19 protein-coding genes are annotated in these 18,038 nt (G+C 66.2%); 11 read left to right on the forward strand and 8 right to left on the reverse strand.

The window, feature by feature from the left end; translation table 11 throughout:
• Positions 1 to 22: 22 nt before the first annotated feature.
• Entirely contained in the window at positions 23 to 1,483 is a 1,461-nt protein-coding gene (locus FBY30_RS10010) for an amino acid permease (protein ID WP_142132744.1), read from the forward strand.
• A gap of 101 nt (positions 1,484 to 1,584) precedes the next feature.
• Here the strand turns inward: FBY30_RS10010 and FBY30_RS10015 are convergent, their stop codons facing one another.
• Positions 1,585 to 2,322: a dienelactone hydrolase family protein gene (locus FBY30_RS10015; protein ID WP_142132745.1), complete on the reverse strand. Its 738-nt coding sequence runs from the start codon at positions 2,320 to 2,322 to the stop codon at positions 1,585 to 1,587.
• A 47-nt stretch (positions 2,323 to 2,369) separates the two neighbouring features.
• Here FBY30_RS10015 and FBY30_RS10020 point away from each other — a divergent pair, with 47 nt between their 5' ends.
• The gene (locus FBY30_RS10020; protein WP_442858279.1) at positions 2,370 to 3,440 is read left to right on the forward strand and encodes a DNA polymerase IV; all 1,071 of its coding nucleotides are present in this window, start codon (positions 2,370 to 2,372) and stop codon (positions 3,438 to 3,440) included.
• A gap of 92 nt (positions 3,441 to 3,532) precedes the next feature.
• Here FBY30_RS10020 and FBY30_RS10025 read toward each other — a convergent pair whose 3' ends face one another.
• Positions 3,533 to 3,709: a CsbD family protein gene (locus FBY30_RS10025; RefSeq protein WP_142132746.1), complete on the reverse strand. Its 177-nt coding sequence runs from the start codon at positions 3,707 to 3,709 to the stop codon at positions 3,533 to 3,535.
• A 126-nt stretch (positions 3,710 to 3,835) separates the two neighbouring features.
• On the opposite strand from FBY30_RS10025, the gene FBY30_RS10030 reads away from it, so the two are divergent.
• From FBY30_RS10030 to FBY30_RS10045, 4 genes are all read left to right on the forward strand, one after another.
• Entirely contained in the window at positions 3,836 to 4,510 is a 675-nt protein-coding gene (locus tag FBY30_RS10030; RefSeq protein WP_142132747.1) for a pentapeptide repeat-containing protein, read from the forward strand.
• A gap of 117 nt (positions 4,511 to 4,627) precedes the next feature.
• Positions 4,628 to 5,854, forward strand: coding sequence for a thiolase family protein (locus FBY30_RS10035; RefSeq protein WP_142132748.1), 1,227 nt, complete (start codon positions 4,628 to 4,630; stop codon positions 5,852 to 5,854).
• The gene (locus tag FBY30_RS10040) at positions 5,854 to 6,657 is read left to right on the forward strand and encodes an enoyl-CoA hydratase/isomerase family protein (protein ID WP_142132749.1); all 804 of its coding nucleotides are present in this window, start codon (positions 5,854 to 5,856) and stop codon (positions 6,655 to 6,657) included. The genes FBY30_RS10035 and FBY30_RS10040 overlap by 1 nt, the downstream gene beginning before the upstream one ends.
• A gap of 19 nt (positions 6,658 to 6,676) precedes the next feature.
• On the forward strand, positions 6,677 to 7,546 hold the full coding sequence (locus FBY30_RS10045) for a 3-hydroxyacyl-CoA dehydrogenase family protein (RefSeq protein WP_442858300.1): 870 nt from the start codon (positions 6,677 to 6,679) through the stop codon (positions 7,544 to 7,546).
• A gap of 24 nt (positions 7,547 to 7,570) precedes the next feature.
• Here the strand turns inward: FBY30_RS10045 and FBY30_RS10050 are convergent, their stop codons facing one another.
• Complete coding sequence (locus FBY30_RS10050; protein WP_142132750.1) at positions 7,571 to 7,804, reverse strand: DUF6480 family protein; 234 nt, start codon at positions 7,802 to 7,804, stop codon at positions 7,571 to 7,573.
• 74 nt (positions 7,805 to 7,878) lie between these two features.
• Here FBY30_RS10050 and FBY30_RS10055 point away from each other — a divergent pair, with 74 nt between their 5' ends.
• From FBY30_RS10055 to FBY30_RS10065, 3 genes are all read left to right on the forward strand, one after another.
• Positions 7,879 to 8,499, forward strand: coding sequence for a GNAT family N-acetyltransferase (locus tag FBY30_RS10055; protein ID WP_142132751.1), 621 nt, complete (start codon positions 7,879 to 7,881; stop codon positions 8,497 to 8,499).
• Positions 8,500 to 8,581: 82 nt separating this feature from the next.
• Positions 8,582 to 9,280 (forward strand): tyrosine-protein phosphatase, encoded by a 699-nt coding sequence (locus tag FBY30_RS10060; protein ID WP_142132752.1) that lies wholly within the window; start codon positions 8,582 to 8,584, stop codon positions 9,278 to 9,280.
• Positions 9,277 to 11,472 carry a S1 family peptidase gene (locus tag FBY30_RS10065; RefSeq protein ID WP_142132753.1) on the forward strand — a complete coding sequence of 732 codons (2,196 nt, stop codon included), beginning with the start codon at positions 9,277 to 9,279 and terminating at the stop codon, positions 11,470 to 11,472. Before FBY30_RS10060 ends, FBY30_RS10065 begins: the two co-directional genes overlap by 4 nt.
• Before the next feature lie 73 nt (positions 11,473 to 11,545).
• Here FBY30_RS10065 and FBY30_RS10070 read toward each other — a convergent pair whose 3' ends face one another.
• Together FBY30_RS10070 and FBY30_RS10075 are read right to left on the reverse strand one after the other, a co-directional pair.
• Entirely contained in the window at positions 11,546 to 12,253 is a 708-nt protein-coding gene (locus tag FBY30_RS10070; protein ID WP_142132754.1) for a DUF4397 domain-containing protein, read from the reverse strand.
• Positions 12,254 to 12,355: 102 nt separating this feature from the next.
• Positions 12,356 to 12,799 carry a PaaI family thioesterase gene (locus tag FBY30_RS10075; protein WP_142132755.1) on the reverse strand — a complete coding sequence of 148 codons (444 nt, stop codon included), beginning with the start codon at positions 12,797 to 12,799 and terminating at the stop codon, positions 12,356 to 12,358.
• 144 nt (positions 12,800 to 12,943) lie between these two features.
• Here FBY30_RS10075 and paaZ point away from each other — a divergent pair, with 144 nt between their 5' ends.
• The gene (gene paaZ, locus FBY30_RS10080) at positions 12,944 to 15,055 is read left to right on the forward strand and encodes a phenylacetic acid degradation bifunctional protein PaaZ (protein ID WP_142132756.1); all 2,112 of its coding nucleotides are present in this window, start codon (positions 12,944 to 12,946) and stop codon (positions 15,053 to 15,055) included.
• A 158-nt stretch (positions 15,056 to 15,213) separates the two neighbouring features.
• The gene (locus tag FBY30_RS10085; protein WP_142132757.1) at positions 15,214 to 15,609 is read left to right on the forward strand and encodes a VOC family protein; all 396 of its coding nucleotides are present in this window, start codon (positions 15,214 to 15,216) and stop codon (positions 15,607 to 15,609) included.
• A 117-nt stretch (positions 15,610 to 15,726) separates the two neighbouring features.
• Here the strand turns inward: FBY30_RS10085 and FBY30_RS10090 are convergent, their stop codons facing one another.
• The 3 genes from FBY30_RS10090 to FBY30_RS10100 all read right to left on the reverse strand — a co-directional run bounded on the left by FBY30_RS10090 (position 15,727) and on the right by FBY30_RS10100 (position 17,979).
• The gene (locus tag FBY30_RS10090; RefSeq protein WP_142132758.1) at positions 15,727 to 16,032 is read right to left on the reverse strand and encodes a hypothetical protein; all 306 of its coding nucleotides are present in this window, start codon (positions 16,030 to 16,032) and stop codon (positions 15,727 to 15,729) included.
• A 13-nt stretch (positions 16,033 to 16,045) separates the two neighbouring features.
• Positions 16,046 to 17,206: a S1C family serine protease gene (locus FBY30_RS10095; RefSeq protein ID WP_142132759.1), complete on the reverse strand. Its 1,161-nt coding sequence runs from the start codon at positions 17,204 to 17,206 to the stop codon at positions 16,046 to 16,048.
• A 101-nt stretch (positions 17,207 to 17,307) separates the two neighbouring features.
• Entirely contained in the window at positions 17,308 to 17,979 is a 672-nt protein-coding gene (locus tag FBY30_RS10100) for a TetR/AcrR family transcriptional regulator (protein ID WP_235009394.1), read from the reverse strand.
• Positions 17,980 to 18,038 lie beyond the last annotated feature (59 nt).

Below are 18,038 nucleotides of genomic sequence, written 5' to 3' on the forward strand. Positions count from 1 at the left end.
CCCCAACCCACAAGGAACAGTTGTGCCTCAAAGTACCCCCACAGACCTAAAAAACAGCACGGCGCCATCCTCCGCCGTCGACCCCACCCTCAGCGCCGAGGGCTACAGCAAGACCCTGGGCCGCCGCCACGTCACCATGATCGCCATGGGCGGCGCCATCGGCGTGGGCCTCTTCATGGGAGCCGGCGGACGCCTCGCCTCCACCGGCCCCGCCCTGATCTTCTCCTACGCCATCGCCGGCGTCATCGCCTACCTGCTGATGCGGGCCCTGGGCGAACTCATCATGTACCGGCAGACTTCCGGATCGTTCGTCAGCTACGCCGGCGAAATGTTCGGCAGGAAGGGCGCCTTCCTCTCCGGCTGGATGTACTTCATCAACTGGGCCATGACCGGCATCGCTGAGCTCATCGCGATCGGCCTCTACTTCCAGTTCTTCTTCCCCAACGTCCCTGTGGAACTGTCCGCCATCGCCGCGCTGGTGCTGCTGGTGGCCGTGAACCTCTTCAGCGTCAAGGCGTTCGGCGAGTTCGAATTCTGGGCTTCCTGCCTCAAGGTCGCCGCGATCGTCATCTTCCTGGCTGTGGGCACCTTCATGGTGGTCACCAACGCCAAGGTGGGCGCCGGCCATGCATCCGTCAACAACCTCTTCGCAGCCGACGGCGGCATGTTCCCCAAGGGCGCCCTGGTGATGATCCTGGTCCTGAACGCCGTGATCTTCGCCTACAACGCCATCGAACTGGTGGGCATCACCGCCGGCGAGATGCAGAACCCCGAACGCGAAGTGCCCAAGGCCATCCGCGCCGTCGTGGTGCGCATCGTGGTGTTCTACGTCGGATCCGTAACCCTGCTGGCCATGCTCCTGCCCTCAGACCAATACAAGGCCGGCACCTCCCCGTTCGTCACCGTCTTTGGCCAGATGGGCCTGGGCTGGATGGGTGATGTCATGAACATGATCGTCATCACCGCAGCCCTGTCCTCCTGCAACTCGGGCCTGTACTCCATTGGCCGCATCTTCCGGACCATGGCCAACAACGGCCACGCCCCGCAGTGGCTCACCCGCATGTCCACCCGGCACGTCCCCTACGCCGCAATCCTGGCCATCGGCGCCGTCTACCTGGTGGGCATCCTGCTGAACATCTGGCTGGGCGGCTCGCATGCGTTCGACCTTGCCCTGAACACGGCCTCCATCGGTGTCATCTTCACCTGGGGCTCCATCTTCGCCAGCCAGATCGCGCTGCGGAAGAAAAAGGGCAACGTCTCCAGCCTGCCCATGCCGGGCTCGCCCTGGACCAGCTGGGCCGGGCTCATCGCCCTGCTCGCCATTACCGTGCTCATCGGCTTCGACACAATGACCAGCAAGGACGGCGAGGTGTTCTACCTGGGCCTGTGGACCCTGGCCACCATCCCGTTCTTCGCGGTGGTCCTGTGGCTGGGCTGGCAGAAGGTCAAGAACAACGCTCCCAAGAGCGAGCTCTACAGCTGACTTCCTGAACAACGTTCGACGGCGGGTTGCCCCTGGGGAGGGCGGCCCGCCGTCGTCGTTTCATCCGGAAGCCGTGGAGCGCTTAGTCCTTCGGGTGCCGCTTACTCCTTCAGGTGCCGCGCGAAGAAGTCCTCAATCCGCTGCCAGGCCTCCGGGGAGGACTGCGGGTCCGGGCCCACCCCCATGACCCGCATCAGCGGGCGGAGGAGTGCCGGCCCCAGCTCTTCATCGTTGAGGAAGGAGTGGCCGGCGCCGGGGAATTCCTTCACACTGTGCTCAATGCCCAGCTGGTCCAAGGCGGATTCGAGCCGGGCAGCCGCTCCCTTCAGTGACTTGTCCGCGCGGCCATAGCTGGCGACGATGGGGCAGGCGCCGCGCAGGGCGTCCACCAGGTCCTGCTGCTCCTTGCCCGGCAGCCGTCCGTAATTGACGGCAGCGGCGTCGAACCCGTCCCGGGCGGTAAGCAGGGCAAACCCGCCGCCCATGCAGAAACCGATCACCCCCGTTTTGCCGTTGCTAAGTTCCGACTCCGCCAGCCAGGTGCGGGCGGTGGCGATATCGATGAACGGCCTGCCCGTCCTGGCTGTCATGGCACGCATGGTTCCCACCAGGCAGCGGCGCGGACCGCCGTCGCTGAACAGGTCCAGCGCCAGGGTCAGGTAGCCGGCCCGGGCCAGCCGGTCCGCATGCCGGCGGGTCTGGTCATCCAGGCCGAACGCTTCATGGATCATGACGACGCCGGGAAAGGGGCCCTGGCCTTCGGGTACAGCAAGGTATCCATGCAGGGAGAAGGATCCACCGGCGGCCGTGCTCTGGGCGCTCAGGTCTACGTTCGTCATGGCCCAAGGCTAGCCCGTTGTAGCCCCGCCGGGGCAGACTGGGGCTTGTGAGCGAACCTTGGGTGCTGCATGTGGACCTGGACCAGTTCATCGCTGCCGTTGAAGTGCTCCGCCGGCCCGAACTGGCGGGAAAGCCACTGATTGTCGGCGGCCGTGGGGACCCTACGGAACGTGCCGTCGTGTCCACCGCATCCTATGAGGCCAGGGCCTTTGGGGTCGGTTCGGGAATGCCGCTGCGCATCGCCGCGCGGAAAGTGCCGGATGCCGTCATCCTGCCCGTGGACCACGAGGCCTACCTCGAAGCGTCCGAGAAGGTCATGGCTGTGCTGCGCTCACAGCCGGGAACCACCGTCCAGGTGCTCGGATGGGACGAGGCATTCGTCGGCGTCGAGACCCCCGATCCTGAAGCCTTTGCCCGCCAACTGCAGGAGGCCGTCCTGGTGGAAACCCGCCTGCACTGCAGCGTCGGCATCGGCGACACCCTGGTCCGCGCCAAGGTTGCCACCTCATTCGGCAAGCCCGCAGGCGTCTTTCGGCTCACGGAAAAGAACTGGCTCGACGTCATGGGGAGCCGGCCGACCGTGGAGTTGTGGGGCGTGGGAACCAAGATCTCGCGCCGTCTCGCCACCTTGGGGATCAAGACTGTTGCCGAACTCGCAGCTGCGGACCCCACTGATCTGGTCCCCGAGTTCGGTCCGAAAATGGGGCCCTGGTACGCGCAACTGGGACGGGGAGACGGCTCCCGGGTGGTGGACGACACACCCTGGGTGCCGCGCGGGCACAGCCGCGAGACCACCTTCCAGCGCGACCTGACAGACCCCGAACGGATCCGCGATGCCGTCAGGGAATTGGCCGCACGCGTGCTGGAGGATGTTGCTGCCGAGGGAAGGCCCGTGATCGGCCTGACGCTGAAGGTACGGTACGCGCCGTTCACCACCAGGACCTATGCGCGGAAGATTCCCGAGACCTCAGATGCGGCAAAAGTATTGGCGCGTGCCCTCGACCTCGCCGCGAAGATCGAGCCGGGGCAGCCCATCCGGTTGCTTGGCCTCAGGGCCGAGATGACGATGCCGGAGGATTCGCGGCAGGGCCACACGCCGACCCGCAGCGGCTGGTAACAGGGAACAGCGAAGCGGCGGCAGATCCAATGGATCCGCCGCCGTTTGAGGCTGTTGCAGCACGCCGTTCACTGCGGCTGCACCAGCAAGGACTAGTGACGCTTGAACTCGTCCTTGACGCTTTCGCCCACCTTCTTGGCGTCTGCCTTGACCTGGTCGGCCTGGCCTTCTGCCTTGAGGCGGTCGTTGTCGGTCGCGTTGCCTGCAGCTTCCTTGGCCTTGCCGCCAAGGTTCTCTGCCGCGTTACTGATCTTGTCTCCGAGGCCCATGGTTCCGGCCTCCTTTCGTCCGTCGATCAACCGTGCCCTTTCACGATAAGCAAAGCTTGCTTACTATTTCAAGTCTCCAGCCGCAGTTACCGCCCGGTGTCAGGCCCCGCCGCTAGGCTCGGGTTCATGGATAAAGCGCGCGGCAAGACGGCGGCCAAGGTAGCCCTACCTCGACTCTCTCCTGTGGAGTTGAATGACCTTGAGGATCTGCCGGATCCCGTGTTCCGCAAAGGGGGCCGGCATGAGAACACACGGTTCACCCGGGCAGCGATGGACGGCCTCGATGTCGGGGACAGCGTATTTGCCGAATGCCGGTTCGACGCAGCGTCCTTCAATGATGCCCAGCTCCGCGGCGCCACATTCCGCGACTGCATCCTGGCAGAGGCGTATGCGCCGGTCTTCCGTGGTGCCCGCAGTACCTGGCGCGAGGTCGAGTTCCAGAATCCCCGCCTGGGCTCGGCTGAACTGTATGAAGGCGGCTGGCAGTCCGTGCGCATCGACGGCGGCAAGATCGACTTCCTGAACCTTCGCGGCGCCAAGCTCACCGACGTCCTGATCAGCGGCTGCATCATCAACGAGTTGGATCTCGGGGCCGCAACGGCAACAAGGGTGAAGCTCGAGGACTGCACTGTGGGGTCGCTGGACCTGGCCGGGGCCAAGCTGAAGGATTTCGATATCAGGGGTACGGAATTCCGTAAGATCAGCGGCCTGGGCAGCCTGTCCGGACTGGTCATCGATGAGTATCAACTGAACCTGCTGGCACCGCTCATCGCGGCCCACCTGGGAGTGACTGTGCTGTAACCGGATGCGCACCCATGGCCTGCCGTGTACCATTTACAGAACGAACGGTCGGTAAGTGGAGCTTCCGCTGTGCCGGCCGCCGATGACAGTGCTGTTTATCGCGTGAAGGGTGTTTCCATGGCTGCAACCGCAGGTCCGCAGGCTTTCCTTGTTGGCGGGGTCCGAACGCCGGTGGGCAGGTATGGAGGGGCGTTGTCCTCCGTGCGGCCGGACGACCTTGCGGCCCTGGTGGTCCGGGAAGCGGTGCACCGTGCCGGCCTGGATCCGGAGAGCATCGAGGAAGTGATCCTGGGCAACGCCAACGGTGCCGGCGAGGAAAACCGCAACGTGGCCCGGATGGCCACCCTGCTGGCTGGACTGCCGCTCCACATCCCCGGTATCACCGTAAACCGGCTCTGCGCATCAGGCCTCAGCGCCATTATCCAGGCCAGCCACATGATCAAGGCCGGCGCCGCTGACATTGTCATCGCCGGCGGCGTGGAGTCCATGAGCCGCGCACCCTGGGTGCAGGAAAAGCCCACTACCGCCTTCGCCAAGCCCGGCCAGATCTTCGATACCTCCATCGGCTGGCGCTTCACCAACCCCCACTTCCAGCACGGCGGCCTGTCCCGGGACGGGAAGATGACCTACTCCATGCCGGAAACCGCGGAGGAAGTGGCCCGGGTGGACAACATTTCCCGGGAAGACGCCGACGCCTTCGCAGTCCGCTCCCACCAACTGGCCCTGGATGCCATCGAAGCCGGCCGGTTCAGGGATGAGATCGTGCCCGTCACGGTCAGGACGCGCAAATCCGAAACCGTGGTGGATACCGACGAGGGCCCCCGCCCCGGCACCAGCCTTGACGTTCTTGCAGGCCTGAAACCCGTGGCACATGGCGGATCGGTGGTCACGGCAGGCAACTCGTCGTCCCTCAACGACGGCGCTTCAGCCATCATCGTTGCCTCGGAAGCCGCCATCGAGCGGCTGGGCCTGACGCCGCGGGCACGAATCATCGACGGCGCCTCTGCCGGTTGCGAACCGGAGATCATGGGCATCGGCCCGGTCCCCGCGACCCAAAAAGTGCTCAAGCGGAGCGGCCTCAGCGTCGGCGACCTGGGCGCCGTCGAACTTAATGAAGCTTTTGCCACCCAGTCCCTGGCCTGCATCCACCGCCTGGGGCTGGAACCCGAGATCGTAAACCGCGACGGCGGCGCCATCGCCCTGGGGCATCCCCTCGGTTCCAGCGGGTCCCGGATTGCCATCACCCTGCTGGGACGGATGGAACGCGAAGACGCCAGGTTCGGTCTCGCCACCATGTGCGTGGGCGTGGGCCAGGGCACGGCAATGCTGCTGGAGAAGATCTGATGGCCGCCGCCGCGAACCTCGCCGAAGAGAAGTTCTCAGCCCTCCTGGTGGAGGAGCGGGAAGACCGCGTGGTGGTGCTGCTCAACCGGCCCGAGGTGAAGAACGCGATAGACCAGCAGATGGTGGACGAACTCCACACAGTCTGCGCCGCCCTGGAACAGAACCCCAAGGTGCTGATCATCGCCGGCGTGGAAGGAGTGTTCGCCTCCGGAGCCGACATTGCCCAGTTGCGCGAACGGCGGCGGGACGATGCCCTGCAGGGGATCAACTCGACAATTTTCGTCCGGATCGCCAAGCTGCCCATGCCGGTCATCGCCGCCCTGGACGGTTACTGCCTGGGCGGCGGCGCGGAGCTCGCATATGCCGCGGACTTCCGGATCGGCACGCCCAACGTGCGGATAGGCAACCCGGAAACAGGGTTGGGCATCCTTGCCGCGGCCGGCGCCAGCTGGCGGCTCAAGGAATTGGTGGGTGAACCGCTGGCCAAGCAGATCCTGCTGGCCGGGCTGGTCCTCGGCGCCGGCGAAGCCAAAGCCATCAACCTCATCACCGAAATCCACGATCCCGCCGACCTCCTGGACGCCGCCCACAGCCTGGCCAACAGGATAGGCCGCCAGGATCCGCTGGCCGTCCGCATCACCAAGTCCGTGTTCCACGCGCCTGCGGAAGCCCACCCGATCATTGACCAGCTGGCCCAGGGCATCCTCTTTGAGTCCCAGGCCAAGTTCGACCGCATGCAGGCGTTCCTGGACCGCAACGCGGCCAAGAAGGCAAACGCCGCCAACCCTGCCGACGGAAAGTAGACCCGTGACTGATTCATCAATGAACCCGAACATGCCCACTGGCCTTCCCCACTTGGTGGGGGTGCTGGGCGGTGGCCGCATGGGCGCGGGGATCGCCCACGCCTTCCTGATCAAGGGCGCCGACGTCCTGGTAGTGGAGCGCGACGACGTCTCCGCCGAGGGTGCGCGGGAACGCGTGGAGTCGGCGGCACTGAAGAGCATCGAGCGCGGGGCGGTGGACGCCAACTTCGACGAACTGGCATCCCGTCTGACCGTCAGCACCGACTACGACGCCTTCACCGGCCGGCAACTGGTGGTGGAAGCGGTCCCCGAAGACTGGGACCTCAAAGTAACGGCGCTGAGGGGCATTGAAGAGCGGCTGGCGGAGGACGGTTTCATCGCGTCCAACACCTCGTCGCTGTCGGTAAACGGCCTGGCGCGCGAACTGAAGCGGCCCGAAAACTTCCTGGGCCTGCACTTCTTCAACCCCGTCCCGGCATCCACACTCATCGAGGTGGTGCTGGGGGAGCGCACGTCTCCCCAACTAGCTGCCAAGGCAAAAACGTGGGTGGAGGCACTTGGCAAGACCGCCGTCGTCGTCAACGACGCCCCTGGGTTCGCGTCCTCACGCCTGGGCGTGGCCATCGCGCTGGAAGCAATGCGAATGGTGGAGGAAGGGGTCGCCTCGGCGGAGGACATCGACAACGCCATGGTCCTGGGCTACAAACACCCCACCGGACCGCTGAAAACCACGGACATTGTGGGCCTCGACGTCCGCCTGGGCATCGCCGAATACCTGCAGTCCACCCTCGGCGACCGGTTTGCGCCCCCGCAGATCCTCAGGGACAAGGTGGCCCGCGGCGAGCTGGGACGCAAAACCGGCAAGGGCTTCTTCGACTGGCCCAGCTAGGAATACCCGCGTGGAGGACAGGGCCTAGTCGAAGAAGCCCACGATGTAGCCGATGAAATACAGGAGGCACAGCAGGACCACGACACCAATGATGCCGATCCACAGGAACTGCGTGCCCTTCCTGGTGCCCTTCTCCTCGTGGCCCTGCGTCATGCTGGTGGACGCTTCACCCGGCGGTGTTTCCCCTGGCGGAACTCCGCCTCCGGGCTCCAAGCCGGTGAGCTTGTCCTCTTCCGGATCCGGATTCTGGCCTGACATGGTGACTCCCTCGCTCGACGTCGTGGTGCTTTCCCCAGCGTAACCCGCGCTTCCGGCGGGCCTAGGCTGGTGCAGTGACTTTCCTTGAACCCCTTACCCTTACCGGCCGTTACGTAATCCTCGAACCGCTCGCCGCGGAGCACCACGACGGCCTGGTGGCGGCCGCAGGGGACGGTGAGCTGTGGAAGCTCTGGTACACATCGGTACCCGCGCCCGACCAAATGGCTGCGGAAATCCGCCGCCGGCTCGCGCTGCAGGACCAAGGGACCATGCTGCCGTTCACCACCCGGCTGATGGACCCAGCGACGGGCGGGCCGGGGCGCATCATCGGCATGACCACCTACATGAACATCGATGCCGCCACCCCGCGTGTGGAGATCGGCTCCACCTGGAACGCAGCGTCCGCCCAAGGGACGGGCACCAACCCGGATTCCAAGCTCCTGCTGCTGCGGCACGCCTTCGAAACGATTGGCTGCCCCGCCGTCGAGTTCCGCACCCACTGGTTGAACCATCAGTCGCGCGAGGCCATTGCACGGCTGGGCGCCAAACAGGATGGCGTGCTCCGCAGCCACTCGCGGACCAGGGACGGAAACCTGCGGGACACCGTGGTGTTCTCCATCCTGGAGCATGAATGGCCGGCCGTTCGCGCCGGGCTCGAGTACCGCCTGGACCGGCGCGGAGAGGGCGCCCGTTGATTTCACCGTTACTTCCCCTGCATGACATGCGGCTCCCAGCAGCGTGTGGTTAGCTGTCCGGATGAACACAAGGGGCAGGTCCATGGACTGGGATGGCGCTGTCAACGCATGGCACGTTTCCGGCGGCATTTACCGGATGGGGCGGCGCGAGTGGCTGACGGAAGCAGGGTGGAAACAGGCGTTCGACGACGGCGTCCGCACCGTGGTGGACCTTCGTAACGCCGATGAGGGGCGGCGCCGGGACAACGACCCGGTGGTGCCTGCCGCTGCCTGGGCCGGCATCGATGTGGTCCATGCACCCACGGAGGCGCCCGGTGATCCGCGCTTCACCGCGGTTACCGGCCCGTACCTGAACGATCCCGCCCACTATGCGGAGAATGCCCGGCTTTTCCCCGAGAAGCTGGTGGGGGTCTTCCGTGCCATCGCCGCCGCCGCCCCCAAGGGGGACGTCCTGCTGCACTGTGCCGCAGGCCGTGACCGGAGCGGACTGGTGGCCGCCATGGTCCAGGACCTTGCAGGTGACCCCGACGAGGCGATCGCCGAAGGCTACCGGCGGGCTGCCCGGGGCATCAACGAGCGCTACCGCACCCACGGGCCGCCCCATAACAGGGAACGGTACCTGGACGAGCCGGAGCTGGCGGCCCTGCTGGAACAGCGGGGGCTCGCGGTAGTGGCGTTTGTCCGCGGCCTGGACACCCGCAATTACCTCCTGGCAAACGGGCTGGCCGCCACTGAACTTGATGCCGTCCTGGCTCTTTCCGGAGCGGGGGTTGCCCGATGAACGCGGACACACTGCGACGGGTCCTCACCCTTGCCGCTGCCACCGGAATGCTGGCCTCATCGGCGTACATTGCCGGCCCCGCCTTCGGTGCCGGCGAAGCGGATTCCGGGCAGGCAGTTGGGACCGGGAACAGCACTGCCGTGCCAACCACGGCGGCACCGGCCAGCCCGTTGCCGTCAACCGCTGCTTCGCCTAAAACAGGCATCTCCTCGGGCCTTTCCGAAGCGGCGCTGGCCGACGCAGTTGAGCGCGACCTCAAGCTGACGCCCCAACAATTCCAGGCCGCGGGGGAACTTGGCGCCCAGGCCGCAGCCGCCGCGGTACAGCTGCGCCAGCTGCCCGGTTACGTGGGCATCCGGCTCGAGGGCACTTCCATCGTGGTGACCGGCTCCGGTCCTGAACTGCAAGCTGCTGTTGCTGCGCTCGCCGGCAGGGTTCACGGACTGACCCTTGAAGCCCCGGCTCCCCAACAGTCGGCACCTGCGGTTGCGCCGTCGTCGTCCGCTGCTCCGTCTCCACCATCACCGGTGTCGCCAAGCGCCCTCGCGGCCGTCGAAGGCACCCGCTCGGAGCTCGCAGTAAGCACAGAACAGCTGTTCCAGGCGTATGTGCGCGACGTCGGCCCCCAGGGGCTGCAGGCAGTGCTGGCTGCAGCGGGCGGAAAGTTCGTGATCAGGACCGGCGGCATCAACACGCCGGAGTCGCTGTCCGCCTCCTCCGGAACCGCGGCCGGTGCCGCCACCTCGGCACAGGGGAAGGTGTCGCCAGCGCAGTTCGTGTCCCGCTACGCCAACGTGGAGCTCGACGGCGGCGCGCCGATCAAGCCCGAGGCCGACGTTCCCGGCGGCATGGGCTACCAGACGGACATCGGATTCGTCTGCTCCACCGGCTTTTCCGCATTCGACCCGGCAGGTGTGCCCGCTGTCCTCACCGCCGGGCACTGCGCGTCCGATGGGGCAGCGAAAACCGCCACCCTGGAATTCCAGTTCAACAAGCTGGGACTCCTGGGCAAGTTCGGTTTTAGCCAGTTTGGCGGCCCGGGCAACTCCCGGGTGGTCGAGAATCCGGTTGACCCCAACAATCCCGGAAACGTGGGAACGGACATATCCGTCGTCCAGTCTCTGCGGCAGGACATCAATCCGCTTCCGGCTGCCAGCACGTGGGGGGACCCGTCCCAGCCCGGTCCGGACGTGAAGATTATTGGGTCCGCCGATCCCGTGGTGGGAATGCCCATCTGCCGGTCGGGACGGACATCGGCGTGGTCCTGCGGAACGGTGGACGCGGTGGGGATCTTCATAGTGCCAGGGGCGGCCTTCGCCACGGACCCCACTGACCTCCGCGCCTTCAACGGCTTCCTGTCCTACGGCGTGCAGTCCAGCGGCGGTGACTCCGGGGGCCCTTACCTGAGCGGCAATTATGCCGTGGGCACGCACTCAGCCGGCGACACCCCTGACGCGAACGGCAACGTCATCCAGAACTTTGCCGTGGGGGCCACCCTGCGGGACAGCCTGGCGGTGCTGCCGGGCTACCAGTTGGAACTCTTCCTCAACAAGCCAACCGTAACGGCGCCGGCATCCGGCGAAACCTACCAGCCGGGACAGGTCATCAGCGGCCAGGTTGCTGCGGCTCCGGCGTCGGCCGTGGCTAAGGGCAGCAAGGTCCGGGTCACCATCCAGGGCGAAGATCCGTTCGAGGTGCCCGTGGAGGCAGGGAACTGGAGCTTCCAGGCGCCGCAGGGCACGGGTACGCTCCGCTTCACGGCTGAGACTGTGAACGGGTTCAGCACGTCGGGGGCAAACAGCTTTGAGTTTGCTCCAGCAGCAGCGGAACCGCCGGCCCCACCGGCCCCTACTGACCCGGGTCCCACGACGCCGCCGGCAAGCCCCGCACCGACGGGTCCGGCGCCAAGCAACCCCTCCCCGACCAACCCGCCCCCCGCAAGCCCGTCACCTGCCGCGCCGACGGAAACACCCGTCGTCGTGATTCCGCCGTCAAGCACCCCGGCGCCCAGTGTCCCCGCGGACCTGGCCAACACCGGCGGAAACCGCAACAATCCCGCCGATTCGGGCGGCCTGGCCTACACCGGAGCCGACGGGCTGATTGCCGCAGCGATTGCCGCAGTGGCTGCGCTCGCCGTCGGAATCCTGCTGATGCTGGTGGTCCGCCGCCGGAAGGGCCGCTCCACCAACTAGCCGATGAGGGGCGGGGCCGCAAAGCCCCGCCCTCACGTCCGTTCATGGGCCTCAGCGAGGTGGGGCCTTCAGGTCAGTGCCGACCGCGCCCCTGGTCCTTGCCGTCAACCACCTGGACGGCTACGGCCAAGTTGCCGTCGGCCAGGCTTCCCCAGGCGTAAACGATGGTGTTCTTCCCGCCTTCCACCGTGATGTCCGCCGGGCCGATCACGGGATCGGTGGTTCCCGCCGCGGCCACGGTGGCCGAAATGGTGCCGGCCTTCAGCTTCAATTTCGCTTCGTCCGGATTGCTGAGTCCCTCAATCACCGGAACCCCACCTGCCAGTACGTCGACGGCGGGGGCCGCGGCTACGTGCCTGACCGTGAGCTTGCCCTTCTCATCGTTGCGGGGGGCTTTGGTGTCGTTCGTGAAAAGTGACGCGGTGGGTGCGCCGTCGGCATCCAGGTGGGCCACAGCGGTGTAGTTCCGGCCCTCGTCGAGTTCCACGTTGACCGGCCCGATCACCGGGTTGTCGGCGCTGGTGGCGTCGGCAGCGGTGATGGCGATCTTGTAGTCCCCGGCAGGCAGTTCCAGCGGCCCGGCCAGGGTGCCCGGAGTGAAGTCGTCGAGGGTGAGCTTGCCGTTCACCCACACGTCCACGGTCAGGCCCGGAACGGCGTGCAGGACAGAAAGCTGGGCCGGGTCGTCGTGGTGGTGCCAGCCGCCGGCCTGGGCGGGAGCGGCGAAGGCCAGCGAAGCAGCGAGCGAGAGTGCTCCGGCGGCGTAGGTCATTTTGCGCATGTCAAACTCCTTGCAGGATGCCCGTAGCCGGGCTGTTTGTACTTACGCGCTTACTACCTGCGGAACGCCGTCCTTGGATGCAGCCCCGGAGAACTTTTTGCGTCAGTTTTTGCGCTTCATCAGCAGGTTGGTGATGCGCAGGGTGCACAGCCGCTGCCCTGCCTCGTTGGTGATCAGCACCTCATGCGTGGTGAGGGTGCCGCCAAGGTGGATGGGGGTGGCCGTGATGGTCACCTGGCCCTCCCGCGCGGAGCGGTGGTGGGTGGCGGAAACGTCCACGCCCACCGCAGTCTTTCCCATGGTGCTGGCATGGATTACCGCAGCCCAGGACCCCACGGCCTCGCCCACGGCCAGGGAAGCGCCGCCGTGCAGCAGCCCGAACGACTGCCTGTTCCCCTCCACGGGCATGGTGGCCACCACGCGCTCCACGGACTCCTCCAGGATCTTCACGCCCATCTTCTCGTCCAGCTCGCCGAGGGTGATCTTCCAGAGTTCATGCTCGGACGGCTGGTTGCCGGCGGCATCCGCGGGGGACGGGGCGTTCATAAGTTCTCCTTTGAGGCGGCCAATTCGGTCCTGGCCTTCTAGTCTGCAGCACGGCACTTCATGTATGGTGAATATATTACCGAACGGACGGTCAGTAATGGCTGTCCTGTTTGCCTGCCCCCCTTGTTGGAAGGACCGTCAACGATGACCACCACCGCCACAGCCCCCCAGGCCACGGTCGACACCGTGGAGACAGTGCCCAGCTTCGTCAGGGACGCCTGGTGGACGCCCGACGCCGGCTCGTCGGCTTCTGCCGTCCCCGTCAGGGACGCGAGCACAGGGGAGATCCTGGCCAAGGTGAGCACCGAAGGCCTGGACCTCGGCGGCGTGGTGGAATACGGACGCACCACCGGCCAGGCTGAACTGGGCAAGCTGACCTTCCACCAGCGCGCCCTCAAGCTCAAGGAACTGGCCCAGTACCTGAATGCCCGCCGCGAGCACTTTTACAACTACTCTTTCCAGACGGGTGCCACCAAGATCGATTCCATGGTGGACATCGACGGCGGCATCGGCGTCCTCTTCACCTTCGGCTCCAAGGGCCGGCGCGAGCTGCCCAACTCCCAGGTGGTGGTGGACGGCCCCATGGAGGTGCTCTCCAAGGATGGCTCCTTCGCCGGCGAACACATCTACACCCGCATTCCCGGCGTCGCCGTCCAGATCAATGCCTTCAACTTTCCCGTCTGGGGCATGCTCGAGAAATTCGCCCCCGCGTTCATTGCCGGCGTCCCCACCATCGTGAAGCCCGCCACCCCCACCGGCTACGTTGCTGCCGCCGTGGTCAAGGCCATCGTGGAATCCAACATCCTGCCCAAGGGTTCGCTGCAGCTGGTCTCCGGCTCGGTCCGCGGCCTGCTGGACGTGCTGGACTACCGCGACCTGGTGGCCTTCACCGGTTCCGCCTCCACCGCCAAGTCGCTGAAGGCCCACCCCAACGTGGTGGAGGGAGGGGTCCGTTTCACTTCCGAGACCGACTCCCTGAATGCCGCGATCCTTGGCCCCGACGCCGTGGAGGGCACCCCGGAGTTCGACGCTTTCGTCAAGTCCGTGGTCACCGAAATGACCGTCAAGGCCGGCCAGAAGTGCACCGCCATCCGGCGCGCCATTGTGCCGCAGGAGCTGGTGCCGACGGTCTCCGCCGCCATCGGCAAGCGCATCACCGAGCGGGTCGTCCTGGGTGACCCGCGCGGCGAGGGCGTCACCATGGGCGCGCTGGCCTCGGTGGAACAGCTGGAGGACGTCCGTGCCGCCGTGCAGTCCATGCTCGACGCCGGTGGTGAGCTTGCGTACGGAACGCTTGATTCGCCGTCGGTCACCTCAGCCGACGGAACCACCGGGGTAGTGGACGGCGGCGCGTTCATGGCCCCCGTGGTCCTGAACTGGGACAACCCGGAAGCGGAAGCCATCCACTCGCTGGAGGCGTTCGGGCCGGTATCGTCCGTGATCGGCTACAAGGACCTGGCCGACGCCGTGCGGCTGGCCGCCCGCGGCGGCGGGTCCCTGGTGGCGTCGGTCTGCACCAACGATCCCGAGGTGGCCCGCCAGCTGGTCACCGGCATCGCGGCGCACCATGGCCGCGTCCTGATGCTCAACCGCGAGGACGCCCGCAGCTCGACAGGCCACGGCTCGCCGGTTCCGCACCTGGTCCACGGCGGCCCGGGACGTGCCGGCGGCGGCGAGGAACTGGGCGGCATCCGGTCCGTGCTGCACCACATGCAGCGCACCGCCATCCAGGGCTCCCCGAACATGCTCACCGCCGTCACCGGGGTGTGGCACGCCGGGGCCGACCGCAACTTCACGGTGGAGACCGAGGGAACGCACCCGTTCCGGAAGCACCTCTCCACCTTGCGGATCGGCGACGCCGTCCGCTCCGACCTGCGGCAGGTCACGCTGGAGGACATCACCGCGTTTGCCAACTCCACCGGCGACACGTTCTACGCCCACACCAACCAGGAAGCGGCGGAGGCGAACCCGTTCTTCCCGGGGATCGTGGCGCACGGCTATCTGCTGCTCAGCTGGGGCGCCGGACTGTTCGTGGAACCCGCGCCAGGCCCCGTGCTGGCCAACTACGGCCTGGAGAACCTGCGCTTCATCACGCCCGTGGCCGCCGGTGATTCCATCCGGGTGACCCTCACCGCCAAGAAAATCACTCCGCGCGAAACGGACGAGTACGGCGAGGTGGCCTGGGACGCCGTATTGACGAACCAGAACGACGAGATCGTGGCCACCTACGACGTCCTCACCCTCGTCGAAAAGTAACCACCCGAAAAACCCCTGGTTGCTCTATCACTTTTGGTCCCTAAGAGCCTGTTTTAGGGACCAAAAGTGATAGAGCAACGGGGCGTTGGGCCCGGTTCTTTTTGGGGTCTCCGAGCGTAAAATTCTGCCCACAAGGAGGTGGCCCCATGCACCTGACAATGAGTTCAGTAACAACCATCCTGCCGGTGGACGATGCAGCCCGCGCCCACAGCTTCTACACGGAGAAGCTGGGCCTTCCGCACCGCGGAACGACTGAAGATGGACACCAGTTGCTCGGCATCGACGGCGGCCCGTTGCTGGAGCTGATGCCGGTGTCCGACGGAAAGCATTCCGAGCACACCGCGCTGAGCTTTGAGGTGGCCAACATCGAGGAAACTGTCCGGGACATGGAAGCCCGGGGTATCCGGTTCCAGGATTACGACCTGCCCACCCTCAGGACGGAAAACCACATTTGCACCACGGCGTCCGAGAAGTGCGCCTGGTTCATGGACACGGAGCACAACATCCTGTGCATCCACGAGAACCTGGGTGACAAGCTGGAGTACCAGGTCTAGGCCCAACAGGCCATTGAGAGCAGCAGGCTCTTAAAATCAGCTGGCTAATAGAAACGGCAGCAGGGGTGCCCCGGTCGGATCGGGGTACCCCTGCTGCTTGTCTACCGACGGCGGCGGCTAGCTTTCGGCGCCGCCGTGCAGGCCGTCGTCGCTGCTGTCGTCCTCGCGCCCGGTGCCGCGGCCGTCTTCGCTGCGGTCGGAGAGGTCCATGTTGCCGCGGGCCTCATCCATCGTGGGGCCGCCGGAGGGGACGCTGTAGGTGTCCGGGCGCACGCCGTGCGACTGTTCCTCGATCAGGGCCTGCTCCTCGCTGAAGCGGATCACATTGGCTTCGTCGCCGGCATCGCCCGGAATGTCCTCGCGGACCTTTGACGGATCCGGAACGATGAAGCCTGCGTCGGGTTCTTCCTTGGGGTGGCTCATGTGCTTTTCCTTCCTATCGGGTGGTTGTGTTGGCAGGACGGTCGGTGAGGTCCACCTTGATGTCCAACGTCTGGTCGCCACGCTTGACCTTGAAGCCTACGGTGTCGCCCGGGTTTCGCTTGCGCAGTTCCGCCAGAATCTTCTCCGGCGTGGTCAGTTCCACACCCTCCATGGACTGCAGGACGTCTCCCGGGCGGATTCCGGCGCGTCCCGCGGGCCCGTCGGAGTCTGCCGCGAGCACCACCACGCCGGATCCTGCCTGGATGCCCAGTTGCTGGGCGATCTGCGCGGTCAGCTCGCCCGGAGTCAGGCCGAGGTACGCGTGTTTGGCCGTGCCGTTTTTCAGCAGCTCCTCGGCGACATCCACGGCGGTGGCGGCGGGGATGGCGAAGCCAAGGGACACAGCGCCGGACGACGGCGGGATGTAGGCCTCGCTGATCCCGATCACCTCACCGCGCATGTTGATCACGGCGCCGCCGGAGTTGCCGGGACTGATTGGCGCATCGGTCTGGATGAGGTCCACCAGGGAGAGGCTGTTGGATGCCGAACCGGGAATCGAGCGGTGCAGCCCGGAGATGATTCCGGCGGTGGCGGTGTTTTCGAAGCCAAGCGGGGAGCCCAGGACCAATGCGCCCTCGCCCACCTTGGGCAGGGTGCTTTGGTACGTGGGCTTGGGCAGGCCGGTGCGCTTGGCCTGGACCAGCGCAAGGTCGGTCACGGCGTCGCTGGCCTTCACGGTGCCCTCGACGCGCTGACCGTCGGCGAAGCCCACTTCAACGGTGGTGGCGCCGTGGATCACGTGCTCGTTGGTGAGGATCAGCCCGTCGGCGGAGTACACCACGCCGCTGCCCAGGCCGCTCTGCGTGAAGATGGTGACGACGGATGGTGACAGGTTCTCCACGAGCTGGGGCAGGTTCCCGGCCGCTCCGGAGTCGGGGCCCGCGCCGGTGGCTGGGGAGGCGGAACCAGGGGAGCCTGGGCTGGAGGATGCCGGCGTGGCGTTGGCGGACGACGACGATGCCTGGCTTGAGGAGGTGCCGCTGGGGTTGGGAGGGCTGGGCGTGCCAGTGCATCCGCTGAGGGCCAAGGCGGCCGTGAGAGCACCGGCGCCCAGCACTGTGCCGAACGCCGGGTGGAGATGGCGTGAACGCTCTGGCGCGCTGGCCTTGCTCATCAGGACCTCCCTGCAAATGGTGGCTTTCTACCACCGTAGCGGGGGAGCAGGGAAAATACCAAGCACCCTTACCATTTGGTGCCGGGAGGGCTGCCGGCTGCCTATGTGTCCGCGTGCAGGCCGTCAAAGGCCATGGTGATGACGTCGTCGGCCAGCCGCTTCGGGGAGAGTGCGCCGCCCGGTTTGTACCACTCCACGATCGAGTTGATCATGCCGAACAGGAGCCGCGAAACGGTGCGGGGGTCGATGTCCGCGCGGAGGGAACCCTCATCGCGGGCGGCTGAGATAAGGCCCGCCACCTTGTGGTCGAAGGCGCGGCGGCGTTCCAGGGCGTCCCGTTCGATCTCGGTGTTGCCGCGCAGGCGCAGCAGCAGGGTGACAAAGGGCAGGCGGTCCACCAGGACGGCTACCGTCTGGCGCAGCACAAACTCCAGCCGGGCATCCGCGGCGCCGGAGGTTGCCTCAGGCTGTTCGAGGATGGCTTCGAGGCCGCCCAGTGCGTGGTCAAGGGCGAGCTTGAGGAGATCGCCCTTGGATGGCACGTGGTGGTAGATGGCGGACTTGGAGATGCCCAGGTTCTCGGCCAGGATGCCCATGGAGGTGGCGTCGTAGCCGTGCCGGTTGAATACGTCCACGGCGATGCGCAGCACGGACTGCTGGTCGTAGCCGGGGCGGCCCCGCTTGGCTGTGCCATTCACGGCAGTCCCGTTGGCGGAACTTCCGTTGGTGCTTGAGGTATCGGTGGTGCTGGCAGTTCTGCTGGCGCTGGGCATAATCGCTAGTTTCTCACGAACGGTCGGTAAGTCCGGGGACGGCGCAGCACCACCGAAAC

The organism is Arthrobacter sp. SLBN-83, assembly GCF_006715285.1.
In the GTDB taxonomy this organism is placed as follows: domain Bacteria; phylum Actinomycetota; class Actinomycetes; order Actinomycetales; family Micrococcaceae; genus Arthrobacter.